We start from the raw sequence: 20,659 nt of genomic DNA on the forward strand, positions 1-20,659 counted from the left end.
GGCAGGGGAAGAAGGATTCGAACCTTCGCATGCCGGAATCAAAATCCGGTGCCTTAACCAGCTTGGCGACTCCCCTAGAAGGACAGGATTCTAATGCAGTTTTCCCGCGCCTCGAGCGAACTGCACCCAGACCGACGCAAACAAAAAAGCCCGCAGACGAGCCTAGCGGGCTTTTTGATGGGCGAGCTTGGCCATCTGACACCTGTCCTCGCGTACCAGAGAATGCGTTCAACTGAATCACCGCAGGCCTAAGCACAGCCCGCTTGATTCATGATCAATCTAAGGTGGACTGAGCGCCATCATGCAAATCAATCGCCGTCAACAGCTTATCGAAGCATGGCAAACATGCGCTCGCCATGTGCAGATCGGCAAGCCTGCAGGTAGCCGGCCACTGGCTCACCCGGAGAGGAATGAACAGTCGAAAGACCTGCCCCTGTGATCCGTCGGCAGACGCAAAAGACAGGTGGCGCAAGAACCAACACTCGCGGACCAGGCCCATGGGCCAGATCAGCAAAGCGCCATTTGCCCGCCTGAGCAGGCTATCAAGATGCTGGAACCGGTTCAACCGAGATAGGCGCCGCCGCACACGCCTGCCCGAAAGCAGATATCGATAGCCAAGGACGCACGGCCAGACAAGCAGAACGCATTCCCCCGGAGCTTTAGCGAGGCCAACAAGATGCGCGGCGAAACGCTCTGATACAGCATGCAACCAGCGCCCACTGCCAGAACCCAATAGCGGGCGTTGGACATTCACCGCGCCGCAGTGCTTATTGGCCGATCTTGCTGCTGACCGCGTTTTCCTGCTGGTTCAGCGCACGCTGTTCCTGCTTGGTAATGTGGCCGCCGTTCTGCGCCGCCATGTCTCGCTCTTCCCGGCGGATATTGCGGTCGTCGCGATGCAGTTGCGCCGCTTGCGCGTGCGACATCTCGCCTTCCTTCACTTCGTTGTGAATGCGGCGGTTCTGGTTCGCGAGACGCTGGTTCACCTCTTCGCGGCGCGGATGGTTTTTTTGCCACGGCGTTTCGGCGAAGGCGGTACCGGCCAGCACCGACATCAGCGTGGCGGCAATCGCAAGTTTGCGGGTGAGAGATCGCATGGTGTGTTCTCCTGTCGTTGCGCGGAGGAATTTCCGACGCTTGCTTCATAACTGATAGCGCGCGAGAGATGTTGACTGCCGATCTGTATTGTTTGTGAGCAATTATTACGCGAGTCACGGGGAAAGTGCGAACCAAAGCCGCGTTCGAGTCGGTGTGGCATTGGCAAGCTTCCGTACCAAGCGCATCCAAACCTGCACCGATCTGGAAAAGCTCCACGGCCTCGGAAATCTGCTCGAAGCAGTTACTGACAAAGACCTGCACGCAACCCTCTGACAAATCTTCGATGCCCACGCAGCAAAGCTGGATCAGACGTGAAGATCAATTTTCATGACGATCTGACCCATGGGTCTGAAACGGAACGGCTTTTTATGGGAAGCCCCCCGCAGGGCCTGGCTGCGCCGCTGATTCGGAGGTTGGCACCAAGTAGATGCCGCGGCGCGGCCCTTTGCAGAGGAATTCATTGGTGACGAATCCTCGCCCGTCACTATGACCGTGGAGGCTGATGGCCCAGCACTGCTGACGAGCCTAGAGGCCCGGACTTCGACGACGAAATCTCCTGGGAGCCCAACAGGATCAAGCTGACATCGCCGACGCCCAGCAAGCGATCAGCGCAGCTCACGCCAGCGCTGGCCCGACACTGAGCCAGCTGAACACTCACCTGGAAGCCATGGGCCTGAGCCACATCTCCGCCGGCAGCATTCCCTTCGCCAAGGAGCACTGCCGAGCAGATCGCTGCGGTGAATGCAGCCGGCCGCAAGGCCATCGCAAATTGGCAGACGAGATGCGGCCATCACAGCCTGACCAACTTGGCAGCCTCTTTGCAACCGTCACAGCCTGAACTCACCCGGCATACATGAGGGGTGAGCCTATGAAAAAAGGCCGTGCAGGAGCTTAAGAAAAAGCCTTGATCTTCTGCGGGGCGCGGATCAAAGCCAAATGATTACAGAACAATGAATTCTCTTGCACTCTTAACGAGTCCAAGCAGAGCCCATCATGTAAGGTCCATCCCCACCGGACCAATATTGCATATCACCTTGGCCTGACATGCTTGCGGAATCACGCGCCGGCATTGCACATCCTGCCAGTACACCGACAACTGCAGCAATTAGAAGTAGCGCTTTCATAGCAACTCCTTAAGTAAGTGGAGTCTCCCAGGCTATTCCTGTCGGCTTTGATTCATGTAAGTTGTTGTTGAATCATGCGCCCGACTACCCTATTCACTCGCTTTCCCGCTTTCAAGCAGGTATTTTTTTCTTTCGCAAAAATCTTATGCCACGCAACATCATCGCCCTAGGCCAAGTCGATGACGACCTGAAATTCGCCTGCATCACCTACGCACAGCTCGCAGATTGAATCAAGCCGGACCCACACAAGCACTGGCGCAATTGCACCACTTGTACAAAAAACATGGTAACGGTGGCGTGACCAGCCAGAAGCGCCGCTGAAGGGTTGCTCTCGCCCGCCATAGCCGCCCTGGAGGAAGAAGCTAGAGAGCCTGAGTAGCCTGCGCGCTTTGCGGAGCGGGAGGCCCAGCAGGCTTGCCGGCAACTGATCGATAGGCAAATTCAGCAGATAGACAATGAGACGCCTTGCCATGCCCCCTTGGCCGGAATCTCCGCTTTGCCCGTGCCATCGAGCACAACAACGGAATACAAGGGAAGCAGGGGTGAGCATGGATCGAAAAATATCGCCAAGCCAATCAAGGCGTCAGCGCCTGTCTTCAACTGAAGTGATTCTGAGCACTCTTAATATTGATCACTCCAAATAAGTCAACGGTGATCGTGGGAGAGAACCAGCGATATTTCCATGTATTCCAGCCATGAATATGATGAAATCCTCCCACGCAACTGACATTCTTTGCTATATTGCGGTGAAGATTTTTTATAATTTTTAACAAAACTATTTTTTAACTTGCGAAAAATTTTGTGAAAATTGAGTCTTCTATTTAAAAAATTTATATTACATTATTTATCGACGTTGCAATCTAGCCCTAAGTATTCGTTGAAATCAAACCAACACCAAATATACGAAATAAATGCCGCAGCACCGAGCATGGGGTAGAAATGGAGTTGATGTTTATCAGTCGCCAAATACTACTCGACACCAGGGTTTAATCGGCAGCACTTTTGCTCGCAGCATTTTCCCGCCTGAAGCTTGAGCGGAGATCCAGTGCAGGCACGGCTGAATCAGCAATGGGAAACTGCGGTTCACTTCTATGTCGCCGACCTCCAGGCTTGCCTAGATCGGTGAGCCGAATCACTGTGTTTCTCACGCCTTCATACGCCCGGACAGGAAGCCCCTGGCCAATTTGTAACAATCGACACCAGTTTCACACCTAAAATTGATTGAAATCAAGCAAGGATGCGCAATGGATTTCTTAGGCGACCAGGGAGATGAATTCAGGAAGATGAAGAGTCAGCTCCTGGCCCAGGAGGCGCTGCTGTTTGCAGCCATAGAGGTACTGGACGAGGAAAAGCTCAAAAAACTGCGCTCTCTATTTGAGTCGCATGCTGAAGTGGCCAAAACCTCGGTCCTGAACTCCATGGCGACCGATGAGCTGTACGAGAACCTGCTCGAGCACCTTGAGAGATACTCGAAAACCATAGGCAGCGATTCCTGAGACGCCCCAAAATGGACAAGCCCGCGTATGCTGCGGGCTTTTGTATCAATACCTCTGGACGGCGGCCGCTTCGAAATCATCCAGCCGACGCCAAGGCCGTCACTCCTCGGACGGTATGAAGAACAAATACTCTCCCGGGCCCATTTGTGGCGTAATCACATAGCCTTCGCAATGCTGGTCTTTGCATTTCACCACCACGGCCCGCGGCCAGATGGTGGCTGCGGTCGGGTAGCCCGGCAGGTATTGAGGCACATGCCATACGCCATAGTCCCCCACGGGTTGTGCTTGTTCCTCGCCTTGAGCGCCTTGCTGGCCACTGCCCAAGAGCTGGCGCTGAATGCTCAGCGGCGTGTTGGTGACAGCCGATGCGGCCCAGACAGGAGCGCAGCCGACGACGGTTGCCAGAAGAACCAATGCTCTGTACATAACAGCCTCCTAGACTCCTATCGCAGCCGTCAATTGGGATACAGGCTTGTCGATTGTGGAGCATCAACAACCGAAGTCGTGGCAGCGGCTTTCTGACCCGAGGACGTCTGTGCATCTGGAGGTGTGTAACTGCCTTCCGCAGATGCGTCAGGCCCGTAGTTGTTGCGGCGCTCTTCTGCCGACATGGATTGCGGGCATTTCGTGCCCGTGATCTCCAGAGCCACACGCGCTGCCGGATCCATACAGTCCATGGCCAGCGATGCGGCTTTCATGCCTTTGTTCCAGAGTTCGCGGCTCATTTTCAGACGCTTGCAGTGATCATCGGTCCAGGTCGTACCAAAGCTTACGCCGAAGCCCGGGCCATTGGCACTGCCACTGCTGCTGCCCATGCAGGTATCGTTGCTGGTCGTGAGGTTGGGTCCGTTGACACTGGGCACGTTTTTTATCGTGTAAGACCCGGCGTACTCAACGATGTTTCTCGAGGTACCGCTGCTCACATTGTTGATGGTCTGCGTGCCAGTGCTATTCGTTGTGACCGTCTGGTTCGACTGGCTGTTGATCGACTGGGTGGATTGGGTCTCGGGCGGAGTGACAAAGGTCACCGATTGCTGATTGCCAACCGCAGAAGTGTTCGCGGAACTCTGGGAGTTGCTATCGGCCGATTGCGCAAAACTGCTTAAAGAGACGACTAGCCCCAGCAAACCTAGTAACGCTTTCATAGTGACCTCCTTGGCCCAGACTCCTCATGCGAGGAGCCTGGGGCAAACACGGCTGCGATGGAAACCGCTCAATGTGCGTTGGCGATCGAGCCCGCAATGGCAGAACCCGAGGTGCCGCCGCCATTGGAGAAGCCGCCAGCGTTACCCACGGCACCGGCATTCAGCATCACGCTGCCGCCGACCGAGCCGGCCCCGGATGTCGTGTGAGTCCACTCTCCGGCAGGCCCATCAACGGCGGCCGAAGTTGCGCCATAGGAGGCTGTCGTACCGGCCACGTTATTCACAATGGCGGCACCACCGCCAGGGCCGGCCCAGGTGCCTGCGGCGTCGGCGGTATGCGACTGCGCACCACCGTAAGCAGCACCGTTCACATTGGCACCGCCAGGTGCGCTGGCGTTGTAGCCTGCGACAGCGCCGGAGCCCGCATTGGCGTTGGTGGCGGCGCCACCCGCGGCCATGCCGTTACCGCTGGTCACGGCGATGCTGGTCACATGCCCTGTGGTCGTGGCACTGCCGCCGACGACGGCTGCACCTCCGGCCACCGGTCCCACATTGCCGCCTCCGCCCGCTGCATTTGCAGTGGCGTTGGCGGTCGATGTCGCGCTATTTAGGCTCAATGCGCTTCCATTACCCGCACTGCTGGCAGTCGACAACGTAGCCGAAGAGGCATTGGATGTCGTGTTCGTTGCGGCAATGCTTGAACTGCTTACCGCCGCAGATGCGACACCAGCCAATGCAATAACCGCCATAGCAATCAGAGATTTTTTCATGATCGTCCTTTTGAACAGCCAATTCCCAGAAAACTGAGAAAGTTGAGGCGACGGACCACCGCTTGTATCCGCAAGGGTCCAGCTTTAACCGTCCACAATTCCTAGGGGTCTTCAATTCCAGCTAAAAACTGCTTTCGGTCAGTGTCAGTTTCGGTAGACGGGAAAGAATCAGGAATACCTAGATCAGAGAGGCTTTTTCAAGGATATTTTTCAACATAAAAAAACCGTCAGAACTCGCAATTAACCTGAGTCTGGCGCTATGCAGTTTGCAATCTCCAGCGCTTCAACTATTGAAGTTTAAGAATGTAAGCTTGTTATCTTTAAGAAAAGAATTATATTTTCTTACAGAATATTTACTCAAGATTCAAATTGATCAATAAATCAAACCAGATTTCCAATAATTTCCATTTGTTATTAAAAATTCGATAGCAAATACCATTTATTTCAGTTAAATTTTGTAATTACGGTAAAAATAAAACCAATTTAACAAAATTTATGGCTTTTTCATTGCCATAGATTTAGCTTTATCACACTCAGGGAAATAGTTATCTTTGGCCGCATGGGGTGCAACATGACCGCAGCTCAAACGTCTTTCCACTCCTTACCTGGCTCGGACAGCGTCGAGCCTGCGTCTGCGGTCACTGCGCGCATGTGGCCCATGCATATGGTGGGTCAGCAGGGCCAGCCCGTGCGGGTGTTCCTTGCCGACGATGACTGCCACATCAGAAGGGTGATTGCACAGGACCTGATGAGCGATGTACGGACCTTGCTGGTTGGCCAGGCCGGCAGTCTGCGCGAAGCCCGCAAAAACATCTGCTTGCAGGAATTCGATGTGCTGATGGTCGACCTGAACCTCGGCGATGGAGAAGGCATGGAGTTGCTGGACCTCGTCCGCGAGACCCTGCCTCAGGTCTTGAGCATCGTGGTGTCCGTCACCGAAAGAGACGACAAGGTCTTTCAGGCCTTTGACAAAGGCGCGGTCGGTTATCTGCTGAAGAACTCCTGGTTTGGCGATTATTCTCAAGCCGTCTTGCAGGTTGCCAACGGTGGAGCATCCATTACGCCATCTCTCGCCAAAAAAATGCTGTCCAGGCTGGACAAAACCTATGCCACCTACGAGAAATCGGCCCCTTGCCAGCAGGATGAGAAATTATCCGAAAGAGAAGTGGAAATTTTGAAACTCATTGCCTGCGGGTACAACTCACCCGAAATTGCATCCCATTTAAAAATAAGCACGCTGACAGTAGCCACACACGTAAAGAATATTTACCGAAAATTGCAAGCTCATACTAGGGCTCATGCGGTCAGAGCTGCAACATTGCGCGGAATTTTATGAAAATGGCCAAAAATTCATCGAAGCGAATGATGCGATCGGACTGGAAACCGGGGCAGATATGGAATCAATTCGCAGCCTATACTGGCGGATATTGGTAAATATCACTCAGGTGGCAGTCATATTATCCTGGTGCTTTGTCGTCACCTGGCGCGACAAGACCTGGTTTGTGGCGCTCAGCCTGCTCTCGGCGCTTGGCGCCCTGCTGATGTGCGTGCGGTGTTTCCCGAGAATTTGCCGCTCCATACAGTCCCGCCTGGGTCTCGGCATCCGCCCCTCCAAAAAAGTCCAGGAAGAGAGAGATCGCATTGCCTCCGACCTGCACGACACCCTGGGCAGCCAGTTGGTGCAGGCTCTGACCTTGATGGAGGCGCAGCAGTCGACCGAAGGCAATCCCGCCAAGGCGGTGCTCGAGCAGTCGCTGCTGGATCTGCGCCTGATTGTGGACTCCATGGACGGCCAGGACGAGAGCCTGGCGATGCGCATGGCCAGGCTGCGGCACAGGCTGGAGCCGGTGCTGCAGCGCAAGGGACTGGTGCTGCACTGGCTGCTGAGCGACCCCGAGCTTGGCGTCGGGCGCCGTACCGAGCACTTGCTGCCAAGAGGGCGAGTCGCGCATCAGCTCCTGGCCGTGGTGCAGGAAAGCATCAGCAATGCCATCGAACATGCGCATGCGACCGAAGTCTGGGTCACCCTCGAGCCCTACGAGAAGAACGACCCCCAGCGCTTTGACTGGGATTGGTATCTGCATATCGAGGACAACGGCAAGGGTTTCAATCTGCGCAGCGTGCTGACCGATGTATCCAGCTCCGGACATGGGGTGCTCAATATGTTTCAGCGCATGAAGGATATAGGCGGAGATCTGTACATCCACCCCCGGCAAGGCGGCGGCACCCAGGTGCTGGCACGCTGGCGCGCCTAGGCAGTCGGCCACGAAGCAAGCTTTCGGTCCTGGCTCGGGTTGGGACGGCTTGCGGCATGGGTTAATCACCAGAGCCGGCCCGTCCGGGAAGGTGGGAAAATAAGCGCCTACGAATAGATTGATGGATGTGCCATGATCGACACAGAGACAACATCACAGACTGCCTGCCGACATGCCTAACAAAGGCTCTCTCCCCTCCTCCCCCGCCCCTATAAAAGCCCTGTCCGGCATCGACCTGGATTCCAAGCAGGCCTGCGCGACCGCAAACACCTTCACGCTTGCACCCACGACAGAGGCCTTGCCCGAACGTCCCAGACGCACGCCGCGCGGCCCCAGCCCCCAGAAGACCGAGGCCACGCGCCGCACCATCGTGGCTGCGGCATTCGAGGAATTCCTGGAACATGGCTATGCACGCGGCACCACGGCATCGGTGGCGCAGCGCGCAGGCCTGTCCAAGGTCACGCTGTTTCGCTATTTCGATAGCAAGGAAGCCCTGTTTGAGGCGGTGATCCAGACACATATAGCCTCAGCCGCTGTGGCCTTGCAGTCCAGCCCCATGCACGACCATGAATCCGTGGGCGAATACCTGCTGCGAACGGTCGGTGCAGCAGCCGAGGTCATTGACAGCAGCGGCCGCTCCGCCACAGCACGTCTGGTCGTTGCGGAAGGTCTGGAGTTTCCGCTGCTGGCACAGATGTATCGCCGCTACGTGCATGGAGCCTTGCTGGAGCATTTCACCCGACTCGCCCAGCTGGCCGCCAGACGCGGCGAGCTCAAGGCGCCCGAGCTGGTGCAGCACCCGGAGTTGCTGCTCGCCCCGCTCTGGCTGGCCATGATGAACAATACCGTCATCCACCCCGAAGTACCGATGAACGCCGGAACCCTGTTTCGGCTGCAGGTAGCTCTGCTGTTCAAGATGTCCTAGCCCGGCATCTCCCGTCAGACACAAATAGCGTGTAACCGTCTATTGATACAGCGCTTTGCGCTATCAAAACAAAAGCCGCAGCCTTTGGAGCTGCGGCTTTTGCCTGGGACTATGCAAATCAGCCTTGCTGCGCGGCCTCCTCGCCGCCCAGGGCCTTCCACAGGGTCACGCGGTTCAGCTGCTCGGACAGGCGCAGGGCTATCAAGGTCTGCTGCGCCGTATACAGGCTGCGCTGCGCATCGAGCACCGTCAGATAGTTGTCCACGCCGGCCTTGAAGCGGGCGTTGGACAGATCGAAGGCTTTTTGCGTATGCGTGACCATGCTGATCTGCGCGGACAGGCGCTCGTCCCACTGGGCACGATCGGCCAGCACATCCGCGACCTCCTTGAAGGCCGTCTGCACGGCCTTCTCGTACTGGCTCACGGCAATGCGCTGATTGCTCTCGGCCACCTGCACCCCGGCGCGATTGCGGCCCGCATCGAAAATGGGCAGCCTGACCAGCGGGATAAAGCTCCAGGTGCCGTTGTTGTTGCCGAACAGGCGGTCCAGCTCGGTACTGCCCGAGCCCACGCTGCCCGTGAGCGTGATGCTGGGGAACAGAGCGGCGCGGGCCGCGCCGATATTCGCATTCATGGCTTGCAGATTGCGCTCCGCCGCCTGCACATCGGGACGCTTGAGCAGCACCGTAGACGGCAGCGGCACGGACACGGCCCTGAGCGCCGTGGTTTCGGCGGCCCCCATCAAGGTCTGTTCCGTGGGCAGCAGCTGCGCGGGCACCGGCCCGCCGACCAGCAGCTGCAGCGCATTGCGGTCGCGGTCCACCTGGGAGGTATAGCTGGCCACGTCGCCGCGCGCGGTATCCACCGTGGTCTGGTTCTGAGCCAGCACCAGCGCCGAGGTCGCGCCCAGTTCGAACATGCGGCGCGTCAGCTCGAAGGCCTTGATGCGGCCGTCCAGCGTGTCCCTGGCCAGTTGCAGATGGGCCTGGTCGGCGGCCAGCGTCAGCCAGGCGTTCGCGATGTCGGCGACCAGGCCGATCTGCACATTGCGCCGGTTGTCCTGGCTCTGCAGAAACTGCTGCAGCGCCGCTTCGCTGAGGTTGCGGATGCGGCCCCAGAGGTCCAGCTCGTAGCTGGCAAAGCCCAGCTGAGCCGTGTATTGCGAGCTGATGTTGGCGCGGCCGGCCGTGGTCAGATCGCCCGCCGTGCGCGAGCGATTGCCCTGGGCCTGAGCCGTGATGCCCGGCAGCAGGTCGGCACGCGTGATGCCGTACTGGGCGCGTGCCTTCTCGATGTTCTCGACGGCCACGCGCAGGTCGCGGTTATAGGTCAGGGCCAGGGCCACCACTTCGCGCAGCTTTGAGGACTGCAGCCATTGCAGGGCCTGGGCCTGCTGCAGCGCCTCGGCGCTGGCCGGCAGCGGTGCGGCCTCGCCGGACAGGGTATCGGGCACGGGCAGAGCCGGCGTCTTGTAGACCGGCGCCAGATTGCAGCCGGCCAGCAGCGCGGCGGCGCAGGCCGCTGCCAGGACCGGGTTTTTCATCATCGGGCGCTTCATGCCAGGCTCTCCTTGTTGACGGCAGGCACATCGTCATGACGTGTGCGGCTCTTGAACCAGCTGCGCACCAGCAGGAAGAACACCGGCACCAGGAAGATGCCCAGCACGGTCGACGCCACCATGCCACCCAGCACCGCCGTGCCGATGGCATTGCGCCCGCCGGCACCGGCACCGGTGCCGATGGCCAGGGGAATCACGCCAAAGCCGAAGGCCAGGGAGGTCATCAGAATCGGGCGCAGACGCAGGCGCACGGCGGCCACCGTGGCGTCGAACACGCTCTTGCCCTGCTCCTGCAGCTGCACCGCAAACTCCACGATCAGGATGGCGTTCTTGGACGCCAGGCCCACCGTGGTCAGCAGACCGACCTGGAAGTACACATCATTGGTCAGCCCGCGCGCATAGGTGGCCAGCAAGGCCCCGACCACGCCCAGGGGCACGGCCAGCATCACCGACACCGGCACGGTCCAGCTCTCGTAAAGCGCGGCCAGGCACAGGAACACGAACAGGATGGAGATCGCATACAGCATGGGGGCCTGGGCTCCCGACTGGCGCTCCTGCAGCGAGGCGCCGGTCCACTCATAGCCAATGCCCTGGGGCAGCTGCTTGAGGATGTCCTCCACCGCAGCCATGGCCGCGCCCGAGCTCACGCCCGGAGCCGCGCTGCCGATGAACTCATAGGACGGCGCACCGTTGTAGCGCACCAGCTGGGGCGAGCCATAGGCCCAGTAGCTGCTGGAGAAGGCGCCGAACGGCACCATCTCGCTCTTCTGGTTGCGCACCGTCCACTTGGCGATGTCCTGCGGCAGCATGCGGTGCGGCGCATCGCCCTGAATGTAGACCCGCTTGACCCGGCCGTTGTTCAGAAAGTCGTTGACATAGGTACCGCCCATGGCGCTGGAGAGCACGCTGTTGATGTCGGTATACGACAGGCTCAGGGCCGCGGCCTTGCGGTCGTCGATATCCAGCCGCAGCTCCGTCGCGTCCTCCAGATTGGTGCTGCGCACGGCGGTCAGCTCGGGGCGCTTGCGCGCAGCTTCCTCGACCTGCTTGCTCGCCGCCAGCAGGGCCTGGTGCCCCATGCCGTTGACATCCTTGAGCATGAAATTGAAGCCGGCATTCGCGCCCAGGCCACGCACGGCGGGCGGGTTCATCACGAACACGCGGGCATCGCGGATCGAAGCCAGGTCCTTGGTCGCACGGTGGGCCACGGCAGCCGAGGACTGCGAGGCCAGCGGACGCTCGGCCCAGGGCTTGAGGCGCACAAAGCCGCGCGCCGAGCTCTGGTCGCCATTGAGGCCGGAAACCTGGTTGAAGCTGATGACCTCGGGCTGCTTGACCAGGTAGTCGCGCACCTGGTCCAGCACGTCCTGCAGCCGCGCATCCGAGGCTCCGGAGGGCAGATTCACGCTCACATACACAAAGCCCTGGTCCTCGTCGGGCAGAAACGAGGTGGGCAGGCGCGCCATCAGCAGCCATACGGCGCCGCAGATGGCCACAAAGATCAGCATCATGCGCTTGGCACGGCGCAGGATAAAGCCGACCGAGCCCTGGTAACGCGCCGCGGTCGCATCGAAGCTGTGGTTGAACCAGTTGAAGAAGCGGTCGTTCAGCCCCAGCAGGCCGCCGCGCACCGGGCGCTCATGCCCCTCGCCACCATGTTCGGGGGCCTTGAGGATCGTCGCGCACAGCGCGGGGGTCAAGGTCAGAGCCACAAACACCGACAGCGCCATGGCGGCCACGATGGTGATGGAGAACTGGCGATAGATGACCCCGGTGGAGCCGCCGAAAAACGCCATGGGCACGAACACGGCGGACAGCGTCACACCGATGCCCACCAGCGCCGAGGTGATTTCCTTCATGGACTGGCGGGTCGCCTCCTTGGGCGACTTGCCGGTCTCATGCATCACGCGCTCGACGTTCTCCACCACCACGATCGCATCGTCCACCAGCAGGCCGATGGCCAGCACCATGCCGAACATGGTCAGCGTGTTGATGGAATAGCCCGCGGCCGCCAGCACGCCGAAGGTGCCCAGCAGCACCACGGGCACGGCAATGGCGGGAATCAGCGTGGCGCGGAAGTTCTGCAGGAAGATGAACATCACGATCACCACCAGCACCATGGCCTCACCCAGAGCGCTGACCACCTCGTGGATCGAGGCGCGCACAAAAGGCGTGGAGTCCGAGCTCACGAAATAGTCGATCTTGTTGGGGAAATACGGCTTGAGCTCGGCCAGCTTGGCGGCCACGGCATCGGCCACCTTCATGGCATTCGCGCCGTCGGCCAGGATCACGCCCATGCCCGCGCCGGGCATGCCGTTGAGCTTGGCCTGCACGGTGAGCAGGTCGGCCGCCAGTTCCACGCGCGCCACATCGCCCATGGTGACCACCGAGCCATCGGTGGCCGACTTGAGCACGATGGAGCGGAACTCCTCGGGCGTCTGCAGCTTGGTGCGCGCCGTGATGGTGGCATTGAGCTGCTGGTTCTTGACGGCCGGCAGCGCGCCCAGCTGTCCCGCCGAAACCTGGGCATTCTGCGAGTTGAGCGCATTGACCAGATCGGACGGCATCAGCGCGTATTTCTCCATCTTGGCCGGGTCCATCCAGATGCGCATCGCATAGGGCGAGCCGAAGACGTTGATGTCGCCCACGCCTTCCAGCCGGCCGATCACGTCCACCAGATTGCTGTTGAGGTAGTCGCCTATGGCCACATCGGTGACCTCGGGGTCCAGCGAATAAAAGCTGTAGGTGACGAGGAAATCCTGGCCGCCCTTGTTCACGAACACGCCCCGGCTTTTCACGGCATCGGGCAGGCGGTTCATGGCGGCCTGCAGCTTGTTTTGCACCTGGACCTGGGCCACGTCGATGTTCGTGCCCGGAGCAAAGGTCAGCGTGGTGCGGGAGCGGCCCGAGGCATCGCTGGTCGAGCTCATGTAGAGCATGTTGTCGATGCCCTTGATCTGCTGCTCGATGATCTGCGTGACCGAGTTTTCCACGGTCTCGGCCGAGGCCCCGGTGTACTGGGAGGAAATCGTCACCCGCGGCGGCGCGATGTCGGGATACTGCTCCAGCGGCAGGGTCGAGATCGACAGCGCCCCCGCCAGCATGATGACGATGGCGATGACCCAGGCAAAGATGGGCCGGTTGATGAAGAACTGAGCCATGTGCGTCGCCCCGCCTTACTTCGCAGCCGGCGCATCGGCCGCGGCCTGCACGGGCGGCTCGCCGCGCACGCTCTTGCGCTCGGCCCTGGCCTTCAGGTCCACTTCCACGGCCTTGACCTTGTCGCCGGGCTTGATCCGCTGGAAGCCATCGACCATCACGCGCTCACCGGACTTCAGGCCCGACTTGAGCAGCCAGAACGCGCCCACGGCACGGTCCAGTTCCACCTGGCGCTTTTCCGCGACTTCGCCCTCCTTGACCACCATCACATTCGGGTTGCCGGCCAGGTCGCGCGTCACGCTTTGCTGGGGCACCAGCAGCGCATCGGGCGCCAGTGCCGTGGGCAGCTTGGCCTGCACATACATGCCGGGCATGAGCAGGCCGTCGGGGTTGGGCACCTGGGCGCGCAGCGTCAGCGTGCCCGTGGTGTCGTTGACGATCACGCCCGCAAACTCCAGCCGGCCCTGCTGCGGGTATTCGCTGCCGTCGTCGAGCACGATGCGCACCGGCACCTTGTTGCCTTCCACCTTCTGCAGGCGTCCCGAGTCCAGGTCGCGCTTGAGCTGCATCAGGTCCGAGCTGGACTGGGTGAAGTCCACATAGATGGGGTCCAGCTGCACGATGGTGGTCAGCGCATTGGTCTGGTTGGCCGTCACCAGCGCGCCCGAAGTCACCGTAGACAGGGCAATGCGTCCGCCTATGGGCGCTTCGATGCGCGCGTACTTGAGATTGATGCGCGCCGTCTCCAGATTGGCCTTGGCCACGGCCACATCGGACTGGGCCTGGGCCGCGGCCGCCTGGCTTTCGTCAAACGCCTGCTTGCTGATGGCGTCGATCTGGACCAGCTCCGCATTGCGGCGGGCCGTGGCCGCCTGCGTACGCTGGCTGGCTTCGGCCTTGGCCACGGCGGCGGCGGCGCTGGCTTCGGCGGCCTTCAGCGGCGCGGCGTCGATCTGGTAGAGCTGCTGGCCCTGTTTGACCTGGGTGCCTTCGGTAAACAAGCGCTTCTGGATGATGCCCGAAACCTGGGGCCTGACCTCCGCGGTCAGAAAAGCCCGTGTGCGGCCCGGCAGGCTCACATCCAGCTGCTGGTGCTGGGCCTGCAGTGTCACCACGCCCACCTGCGGCTCGGCCTTGGGCGCGGCCTTTGGATCGGCCTCGGACTTGGAGCAGCCGGCCAGGGCCGCGGCCACCAGCACGCCCGCCAGCGCCAGAGTCCAGCGCGGCACGGCCGTCGACTGCGGGCTGGCGCTGGGCGGATAAGAAAAATGCGCCTTTCGGCGCGGGCTCAGCGAAGCGGGCAGATCGATCTTCATATGTTGGAACAAGATGAAACTAAGTAACTCGTCAATATTTTGCAACCGCAATATTTCCCAAATGTAAAGCAGCCATGCGCGCAACAACATGCCGGCAAGGCCGTACAGGGAATGCCCCCGGGTTCGCTGCGCCCTGCTCCCCCGGTTTGACTGTAGCCAGGGCCGGGCTGCTCTTCCTACTCATGGAGGACTAGATGCCGGCCCCGGCAAGCTCTGCCTTTGATAGCACCCAGCGCTTGAAGCGCAGGCGCCACACCCGGATTTGGCGCTTAGTCTCGCGAATGTTCGGCCGGCGACCGGCGCACGCGCAAGCTGCTGAACAGGCCGGCCAGCGCCGCAAAGCCGCCCGCAATCGACAGGGCCAGTACTTCGGCATGTCCGCCATGCCCACCGGAGACTGCAAAAATAGTGCCCAGTATCACCGCGCCCAGGGTCTGGCCCGTCATGCGCGCCGAGCTCAACATGCCTCCGGCCGCACCGCTGCGCGCCAGCGGAGCCGAGGTGACGATGGTGTGGTTGTTGGGCGACTGGTAGAGAGCGAATCCGCTGCCGGCCAGCAGCATGCGCCAGACCATGTCCCAGTGGGCCACATCCGCGGGCATGGCCGCCAGCAGCCATAGCCCGCAGGCGAACATGGCCATGCCTATGCCGCCCAGCAGGCCGTCGGGATAGCGGCCTATGAGCCGGCCCGCTATCGGGGCCGTGAGCATGGTGGCCAGCGGCCAGGCCGTGATCAGCATGCCGGCCTCCATGGGCGAGAGGCCGCGCGCCTCCAGCAGCAGAAAAGGCAGGGCCAGATAGGAGAGCATCTGCGCGCAGAAGGCCGATACCGAGCCGCACATGGACAGCGCAAACACGGGAATGCGCAGCAGGTCCACCGGGAACAGCGGCGCCGCCTTGTGCCACTGGCGGCGCAGATAGACAAAGCCCACCACCACGCCCGCGCCCAGCAGCCACCAGCCCGAAGGCAGAGAGCTGCTGCTCCCCTCAGGCCGGCCCAGGTGCACGCCCAGCTGCTCGCCGCCCAGGAACAGCAGCGTGAACATCAGGATATTGAGCAGCACATCCAGCGGCGCAATGGGCTCGCGGCTCGCGCTGGCGGCGGGATTGGTCGGCAGCGAGCGGCGGCCCAGCCACAGCGTGTACAGGCCCAGGGGCACGTTGATGGCGAACAGCCAGGGCCAGTCGGCCACCGACAGAATGGCCGCCGCCACCGAAGGCCCGGCCATGGATGAGGTCGCCACCACCAGCGAATTGATGGCCATGCCACGGCCCAGCATGGAGCGCGGATAGGTCAGGCGCACCAGGGCCGCATTCACGCTCATCACCCCCGAAGCACCAATCCCCTGGAACACGCGCGCCGCGATCAGCGTCGCCAGCGAATCGGCCAGCATGGCGCCCACGGACGCCAGCACGAACACGGCCATGCCCACCATATAGATGCGGCGATAGCCCAGGCGCTCGCCCAGCGCCGCCAGCGGCAGCAGCAGCACCAGCCCCGCCAGTTGATAGGCGTTCACCACCCATAGCGTGTGCGCGGAGCTGGCCTGCAGCTCGCGCGCGATCGCTGGCAGGGCCAGGTTGACGATGCTGCTGTCCAGCACCGACAGCGTGAGTCCCAGAATGATGACCAGCATGGCCTGGCCGCGCGCACCGGCGGGCAGTCCGTCGACGGACGGGCTCTGCGTTTTACCGGTCTCATGCATGCTTGGCTCCATGCCGGCCGCTCAGGGTCAGCCAGGTCAGGGCTACGCCCACCAGGGCGCCGGTGGCCATGCCCACCACCATGGGCAGGGGCTTGCCGCTGGAAAAATGACCCACGATCTGCATGGCGGCCGCGCCAGCCAGCATCTGCAGCGTGCCCAGCAGGGCCGATGCCGTGCCGGCGATCTCGCCGTGCGCCTCCAGCGCCAGCACCGAGGTCGTGGGAATCACCAGGCCCATCAGGGCGCTGGCCAGGAAGTACAGAGCGATGAGCACGGACAGCTTCTCGCCGCCCAGCAGGTAATAGGCCAGCAAGGAGGCCATGACCACGCCCGAGCCCGAGGCTGCCGCCTTGACCACGTTCACCAGCCCGAAGCGCTGGCCCAGCCGGCCCGTGAACTGGGCCGAGCCTATGAAGGCGATGGAGTTCAGCGCGAATGCCATGCTGTACTGGGTAGCCGACAGGCCGTAGTAATCGATGAGCACAAAGGGCGAGCCGGCCAGATAGACGAAAAAGCCGGCCATGGCGCAGCCGCCGATGAAGACCAGCCCCAGATAGTGCCAGTCGCCAAGCAGACGCAGATAGGCCTTGAGCGCGCCGCCCAGGCTGCTGTCCAGCCGCGCCTCGGCGCCGCGGGTTTCCTCCACGCCGCGCCAGGTGGCGATCAGGCCCAGCACGGCGGCCACGGCCACCACCCAGAACACGCCGCGCCAGCCGGCCACGGCAATCACGCCGCTGCCGGCCAGGGGCGCCAGAATGGGCGAGACGCTGAACACCAGCATCAGCAGCGACATCATGCGCGCCGCTGCATGGCCGGTGTGCAGGTCGCGCACCACGGCGCGCGGCACGGCCATGCAGGCGGCGGCGCCCAGGCCCTGCACCAGGCGGAAAGCCACCAGGGTCTCGATGCTGGGAGCCAGCGCGCAGCCCACGCTGGCCAGCGCAAACACCGTCAGGCCGAAGTACAGCGGCGGCTTGCGGCCCACCATGTCCGAGACCGGACCGTACAGCAGCTGGCCGACGCCTATGGAGAGAAAGAAAGTGGTCAGGCTGGCTTGCACGGCGCCGACCTGGGCACCCAGGCTGCTGCCGATCTGGGGCAGCGCGGGCAGATACATATCGATGGCGAAAGGGCCGATGGCCGACAACAGGCCCAGGATCAAGACCAGACGCAGGGAAACAGAAGCTTGCATAGAAGCACGATTGTCATGGTAACTGGATTTTCGTGCTGAGCGGGCACCGCTTTTGTCCGTACAAAACGGCCGTGCAGGTCCCGCCAACAGAGCCGCCATCCCCGCCGTCATCGCGGCAACAAAAGCCCGGCATGGGCGCACAATCGCTGTTCACACTTCAGTCCGACACCGTTGTGAGCAAGACTATCCACGCCCCGCACCGCAAATTCCCCCCCCTGCTGCTGACGGCCCTGCTGGCCGGTCCGGCTCTGGCGCAAAGCCCGGCGCCCGCGGCGCCTTTCCAGCTCTCGCCCGACGGCCAGATGGTGATAGATACCCGCGCCAAGCTGGCCTGGCCGCGCTGTGCCGAAGGCATGGGCTGGAGCGGAAAAAGCTGCACCGGGGCCGCCGAAACCTTTACCTACAAGCAGGCTCAGGCCTATGCCGCCGAACGCGGCAAGGCCGACGGCCAGCCCTGGCGGCTGCCGCGCGTGAACGAGCTCAAGCGCCTGCTGGACCGCAACAGCAAGGGACTGAATCCCGAGCTCTTTCCCAATGCGCCGCGCGACTGGCACTGGACGGGCACGGCCGCCGTCAACTCGCAGCGCCTGAACAACTACAACTACAGCCAGGTGAACCGCTCCAGCGACCTCTCCAGCCTGTCTGCCCAGCAGGCCTGGGCCGTGAATACCGAAACGCTGCAGGCCACACCCGACATGGGCAAGGGCAACGCGCTGCTGCTGCGCCTGGTGCGCCCGGCCTCGGCGCAGGAACTGGGCCAGGCCCAATAAACCCGGGCCGCCATGGCCCGGTCCGATTTCAGCCCGCGCGCAGCGCGGCCTTGAGGCTGACGCCCAGTTCGGGCTTGTGGGCAAACGGATCCGTAGGGTTGCGTCCCTGCACCACATCCTCCATGCGCACCTGCACCGAGCCCAGCGCCTGCGGATGGCTGTAGATATAGAACTGGCCGGAAGCCATGGCATCGAACACCTTCTGCGCCACCTCGGCGGCCGTGACCTTGCCCGCCCCCACGGCCTTGTCGTTCATGGCCTGGCCTATTTTCTGGCTCGCGGTCAGCGGTGCCGAAACCAGATCGGCAGGGCGATTGCGCTCGCTGTTGTTAATGCCCGTGGGCACGAAGAACGGGCAAAGCAGGCTGGCGCTGACCTGGTCGGAGACCAGGGCCAGATCCTGGTACAGGGTCTCGGTCAGCGACACCACCGCATGCTTGCTGACGTTGTAGATGCCCATATTGGGCGGCGCCAGCAGACCCGCCATGCTGGCGGTGTTGACGATATGGCCCTCGTAGTCGGGGTCGGCCTTGGCGGCCTCCAGCATCATGGGGGCGAACAGGCGCACACCATGGATCACGCCCCAGACGTTGACGCCCAGCACCCATTGCCAGTCGGCCACGGAGTTTTCCCAGATCAGGCCGCCCGCGCCCACTCCCGCGTTGTTGAACACAAAGTGCGGTGCGCCGAAAGTCGCCTTGACCTCGGCCGCGAGCCGCTCCATCTGCACCGCATCCGACACATCGACCTTGCGCGCCAGCACCTTGGCGCCTGCGGCCTTGAGTTCGGCCTCGGCCTTGTCCAGCGCTTCCTGCTGCACATCGACCAGCACCAGATTCATGCCTTTGGCCGCACCGATGCGCGCGCACTCCAGGCCAAAGCCCGAGCCCGCGCCCGTCAAAACCGCTGTCTTTCCCTTGAAATTCGTGATCATCCATGTCTCCGGGTATTTTTCTGAGAATCAATCCTGATGCAGCAAGTGGATGCAGCCCAGGCCAGAAACATCGAGCAAGGGCCGCCCCGCAGCGAGGATGTTGTCCCCCTTCCCTAACGCGCAGCGTAGAGAAAGGGGGAAGGCGCAAAGCGCCTCAGGGGGTTAAACCAGTTTCACCAGCTGCTTGCCGAAGTTCTTGCCTTTGAGCAGGCCCAGGAATGCGGCCGGGGCCGACGCCAGACCTTGAGAAATCGTCTCGCGCGGCTTGAGCTTGCCGGCGGCGACCAGGCCGCCAAGCTCGGTCAGCGCCTCGCCCCAGACCTCCATATGCTCGCTGACGATGAAGCCCTCGAGCTTGATGCGGTTGACCAGCAGCAGCGCCGGATTGGCCAGCGGCAGCGGCTGACCATCGTAGCCCGCGATCATGCCGCACAGGGCCACGCGCGCAAAAGCATTGGTGCGCAGCAGCACGGCATCGAAGATATAGCCGCCCACGTTTTCGAAATAGCCGTCGATGCCGTTCGGGCAGGCATCCTTGAGCGCCTTGGCCATGGTCTTCACATCGGGGTGCTCGCGGTAGTCTATGCAGGCGTCAAAGCCCAGCTCCTCCACGGCATAGCGGCATTTATCGGGGCCACCCGCAACCCCCACCACGCGGCAGCCGCGTGCCTTGGCCAGGGCCGCAAACGCGCTGCCCACGGCGCCCGTGGCGGCACTCACCACCAGGGTTTCGCCGGCCTTGGGATTGATGATCTTCACCAGGCCGTACCAGGCCGTCACGCCCGGCATGCCCACGGCTCCCAGGTAATAGGACAGCGGCACATGGCTGGTGTCGACCCGACGCAGCGCGCCCGGAACATTGCCGTCGACGATGGAGTATTCCTGCCAGCCGCCCATGCCCACGACCTTGTCGCCGGCCTTGTACTTGGGGTGGCGGCTTTCCACCACCTCGCCCACCGTGCCGCCCTGCATGACCTCGCCCAGCGGCTGGGGCTGGGCATAGCTCTTGGAGTCATTCATGCGGCCGCGCATATAGGGGTCCAGGCTCAGATAGTGGTGGCGCACCAGCACCTGGCCCTCGCCGGGCGTGCCCAGCGGCGCCTGCACCAGCTTGAAATTGCTCTCCACCGCCTCGCCCTGGGGGCGGTTGTCCAGAAGGATTTGCTGATTGACCGTCATATTTTGTCTCCTGATTGATTCTCAACTTCCAT

At 61.7% G+C, this 20,659-nt stretch carries 17 protein-coding genes and 1 tRNA gene; 6 read left to right on the top strand and 12 right to left on the bottom strand.

The window, feature by feature from the left end:
* Positions 1–2: 2 nt before the first annotated feature.
* Positions 3–76 (bottom strand) — tRNA-Gln (locus AB6724_RS20380).
* A gap of 691 nt (positions 77–767) precedes the next feature.
* The gene (locus AB6724_RS20385; protein WP_439329904.1) at positions 768–1,055 is read right to left on the bottom strand and encodes a hypothetical protein; all 288 of its coding nucleotides are present in this window, start codon (positions 1,053–1,055) and stop codon (positions 768–770) included.
* A gap of 2,411 nt (positions 1,056–3,466) precedes the next feature.
* Between AB6724_RS20385 and AB6724_RS20390 the strand changes: the two genes are divergently transcribed.
* A complete protein-coding gene (locus tag AB6724_RS20390; protein WP_369340374.1) occupies positions 3,467–3,718 on the top strand; it encodes a hypothetical protein in 252 nt (83 codons plus the stop codon).
* Positions 3,719–3,817: 99 nt separating this feature from the next.
* Here AB6724_RS20390 and AB6724_RS20395 read toward each other — a convergent pair whose 3' ends face one another.
* The 3 genes from AB6724_RS20395 to AB6724_RS20405 all read right to left on the bottom strand — a co-directional run bounded on the left by AB6724_RS20395 (position 3,818) and on the right by AB6724_RS20405 (position 5,405).
* Positions 3,818–4,144, bottom strand: a complete 327-nt coding sequence (locus AB6724_RS20395) for a hypothetical protein (RefSeq protein WP_369340375.1) — start codon at positions 4,142–4,144, stop codon at positions 3,818–3,820.
* A 29-nt stretch (positions 4,145–4,173) separates the two neighbouring features.
* Entirely contained in the window at positions 4,174–4,863 is a 690-nt protein-coding gene (locus tag AB6724_RS20400; protein ID WP_369340376.1) for a hypothetical protein, read from the bottom strand.
* Between the two features lie 68 nt (positions 4,864–4,931).
* On the bottom strand, positions 4,932–5,405 hold the full coding sequence (locus AB6724_RS20405) for a hypothetical protein (protein ID WP_369340377.1): 474 nt from the start codon (positions 5,403–5,405) through the stop codon (positions 4,932–4,934).
* A gap of 43 nt (positions 5,406–5,448) precedes the next feature.
* Between AB6724_RS20405 and AB6724_RS20410 the strand changes: the two genes are divergently transcribed.
* The 4 genes from AB6724_RS20410 to AB6724_RS20425 all read left to right on the top strand — a co-directional run bounded on the left by AB6724_RS20410 (position 5,449) and on the right by AB6724_RS20425 (position 8,813).
* Positions 5,449–5,670, top strand: a complete 222-nt coding sequence (locus AB6724_RS20410; RefSeq protein ID WP_439329903.1) for a hypothetical protein — start codon at positions 5,449–5,451, stop codon at positions 5,668–5,670.
* A gap of 627 nt (positions 5,671–6,297) precedes the next feature.
* Positions 6,298–6,969, top strand: coding sequence for a LuxR C-terminal-related transcriptional regulator (locus AB6724_RS20415; RefSeq protein WP_439329905.1), 672 nt, complete (start codon positions 6,298–6,300; stop codon positions 6,967–6,969).
* 109 nt (positions 6,970–7,078) lie between these two features.
* The gene (locus tag AB6724_RS20420) at positions 7,079–7,888 is read left to right on the top strand and encodes a sensor histidine kinase (protein ID WP_369340380.1); all 810 of its coding nucleotides are present in this window, start codon (positions 7,079–7,081) and stop codon (positions 7,886–7,888) included.
* A 172-nt stretch (positions 7,889–8,060) separates the two neighbouring features.
* On the top strand, positions 8,061–8,813 hold the full coding sequence (locus AB6724_RS20425; protein WP_369340381.1) for a TetR/AcrR family transcriptional regulator: 753 nt from the start codon (positions 8,061–8,063) through the stop codon (positions 8,811–8,813).
* Between the two features lie 118 nt (positions 8,814–8,931).
* Here the strand turns inward: AB6724_RS20425 and AB6724_RS20430 are convergent, their stop codons facing one another.
* From AB6724_RS20430 to AB6724_RS20450, 5 genes are all read right to left on the bottom strand, one after another.
* Positions 8,932–10,371, bottom strand: a complete 1,440-nt coding sequence (locus tag AB6724_RS20430) for an efflux transporter outer membrane subunit (protein ID WP_369340382.1) — start codon at positions 10,369–10,371, stop codon at positions 8,932–8,934.
* The gene (locus tag AB6724_RS20435; protein WP_369340383.1) at positions 10,368–13,532 is read right to left on the bottom strand and encodes an efflux RND transporter permease subunit; all 3,165 of its coding nucleotides are present in this window, start codon (positions 13,530–13,532) and stop codon (positions 10,368–10,370) included. The genes AB6724_RS20430 and AB6724_RS20435 overlap by 4 nt, the downstream gene beginning before the upstream one ends.
* A 15-nt stretch (positions 13,533–13,547) precedes the next feature.
* Positions 13,548–14,846, bottom strand: a complete 1,299-nt coding sequence (locus AB6724_RS20440) for an efflux RND transporter periplasmic adaptor subunit (RefSeq protein WP_369340384.1) — start codon at positions 14,844–14,846, stop codon at positions 13,548–13,550.
* A 269-nt stretch (positions 14,847–15,115) separates the two neighbouring features.
* On the bottom strand, positions 15,116–16,552 hold the full coding sequence (locus AB6724_RS20445) for an MFS transporter (protein ID WP_369340385.1): 1,437 nt from the start codon (positions 16,550–16,552) through the stop codon (positions 15,116–15,118).
* Entirely contained in the window at positions 16,545–17,744 is a 1,200-nt protein-coding gene (locus tag AB6724_RS20450; protein ID WP_369340386.1) for a multidrug effflux MFS transporter, read from the bottom strand. The genes AB6724_RS20445 and AB6724_RS20450 overlap by 8 nt, the downstream gene beginning before the upstream one ends.
* 173 nt (positions 17,745–17,917) lie before the next feature.
* On the opposite strand from AB6724_RS20450, the gene AB6724_RS20455 reads away from it, so the two are divergent.
* Positions 17,918–18,514: an Lcl C-terminal domain-containing protein gene (locus tag AB6724_RS20455; protein WP_369340387.1), complete on the top strand. Its 597-nt coding sequence runs from the start codon at positions 17,918–17,920 to the stop codon at positions 18,512–18,514.
* Positions 18,515–18,542: 28 nt separating this feature from the next.
* Here the strand turns inward: AB6724_RS20455 and AB6724_RS20460 are convergent, their stop codons facing one another.
* Both AB6724_RS20460 and AB6724_RS20465 read right to left on the bottom strand, forming a co-directional pair.
* The gene (locus AB6724_RS20460) at positions 18,543–19,448 is read right to left on the bottom strand and encodes an SDR family oxidoreductase (protein WP_369340388.1); all 906 of its coding nucleotides are present in this window, start codon (positions 19,446–19,448) and stop codon (positions 18,543–18,545) included.
* A gap of 162 nt (positions 19,449–19,610) precedes the next feature.
* The gene (locus tag AB6724_RS20465; RefSeq protein WP_369340389.1) at positions 19,611–20,627 is read right to left on the bottom strand and encodes an NADP-dependent oxidoreductase; all 1,017 of its coding nucleotides are present in this window, start codon (positions 20,625–20,627) and stop codon (positions 19,611–19,613) included.
* Positions 20,628–20,659 lie beyond the last annotated feature (32 nt).

Origin of the sequence: Comamonas guangdongensis (assembly GCF_041079535.1) — a bacterium.
GTDB lineage: Bacteria > Pseudomonadota > Gammaproteobacteria > Burkholderiales > Burkholderiaceae_C > Comamonas > Comamonas guangdongensis.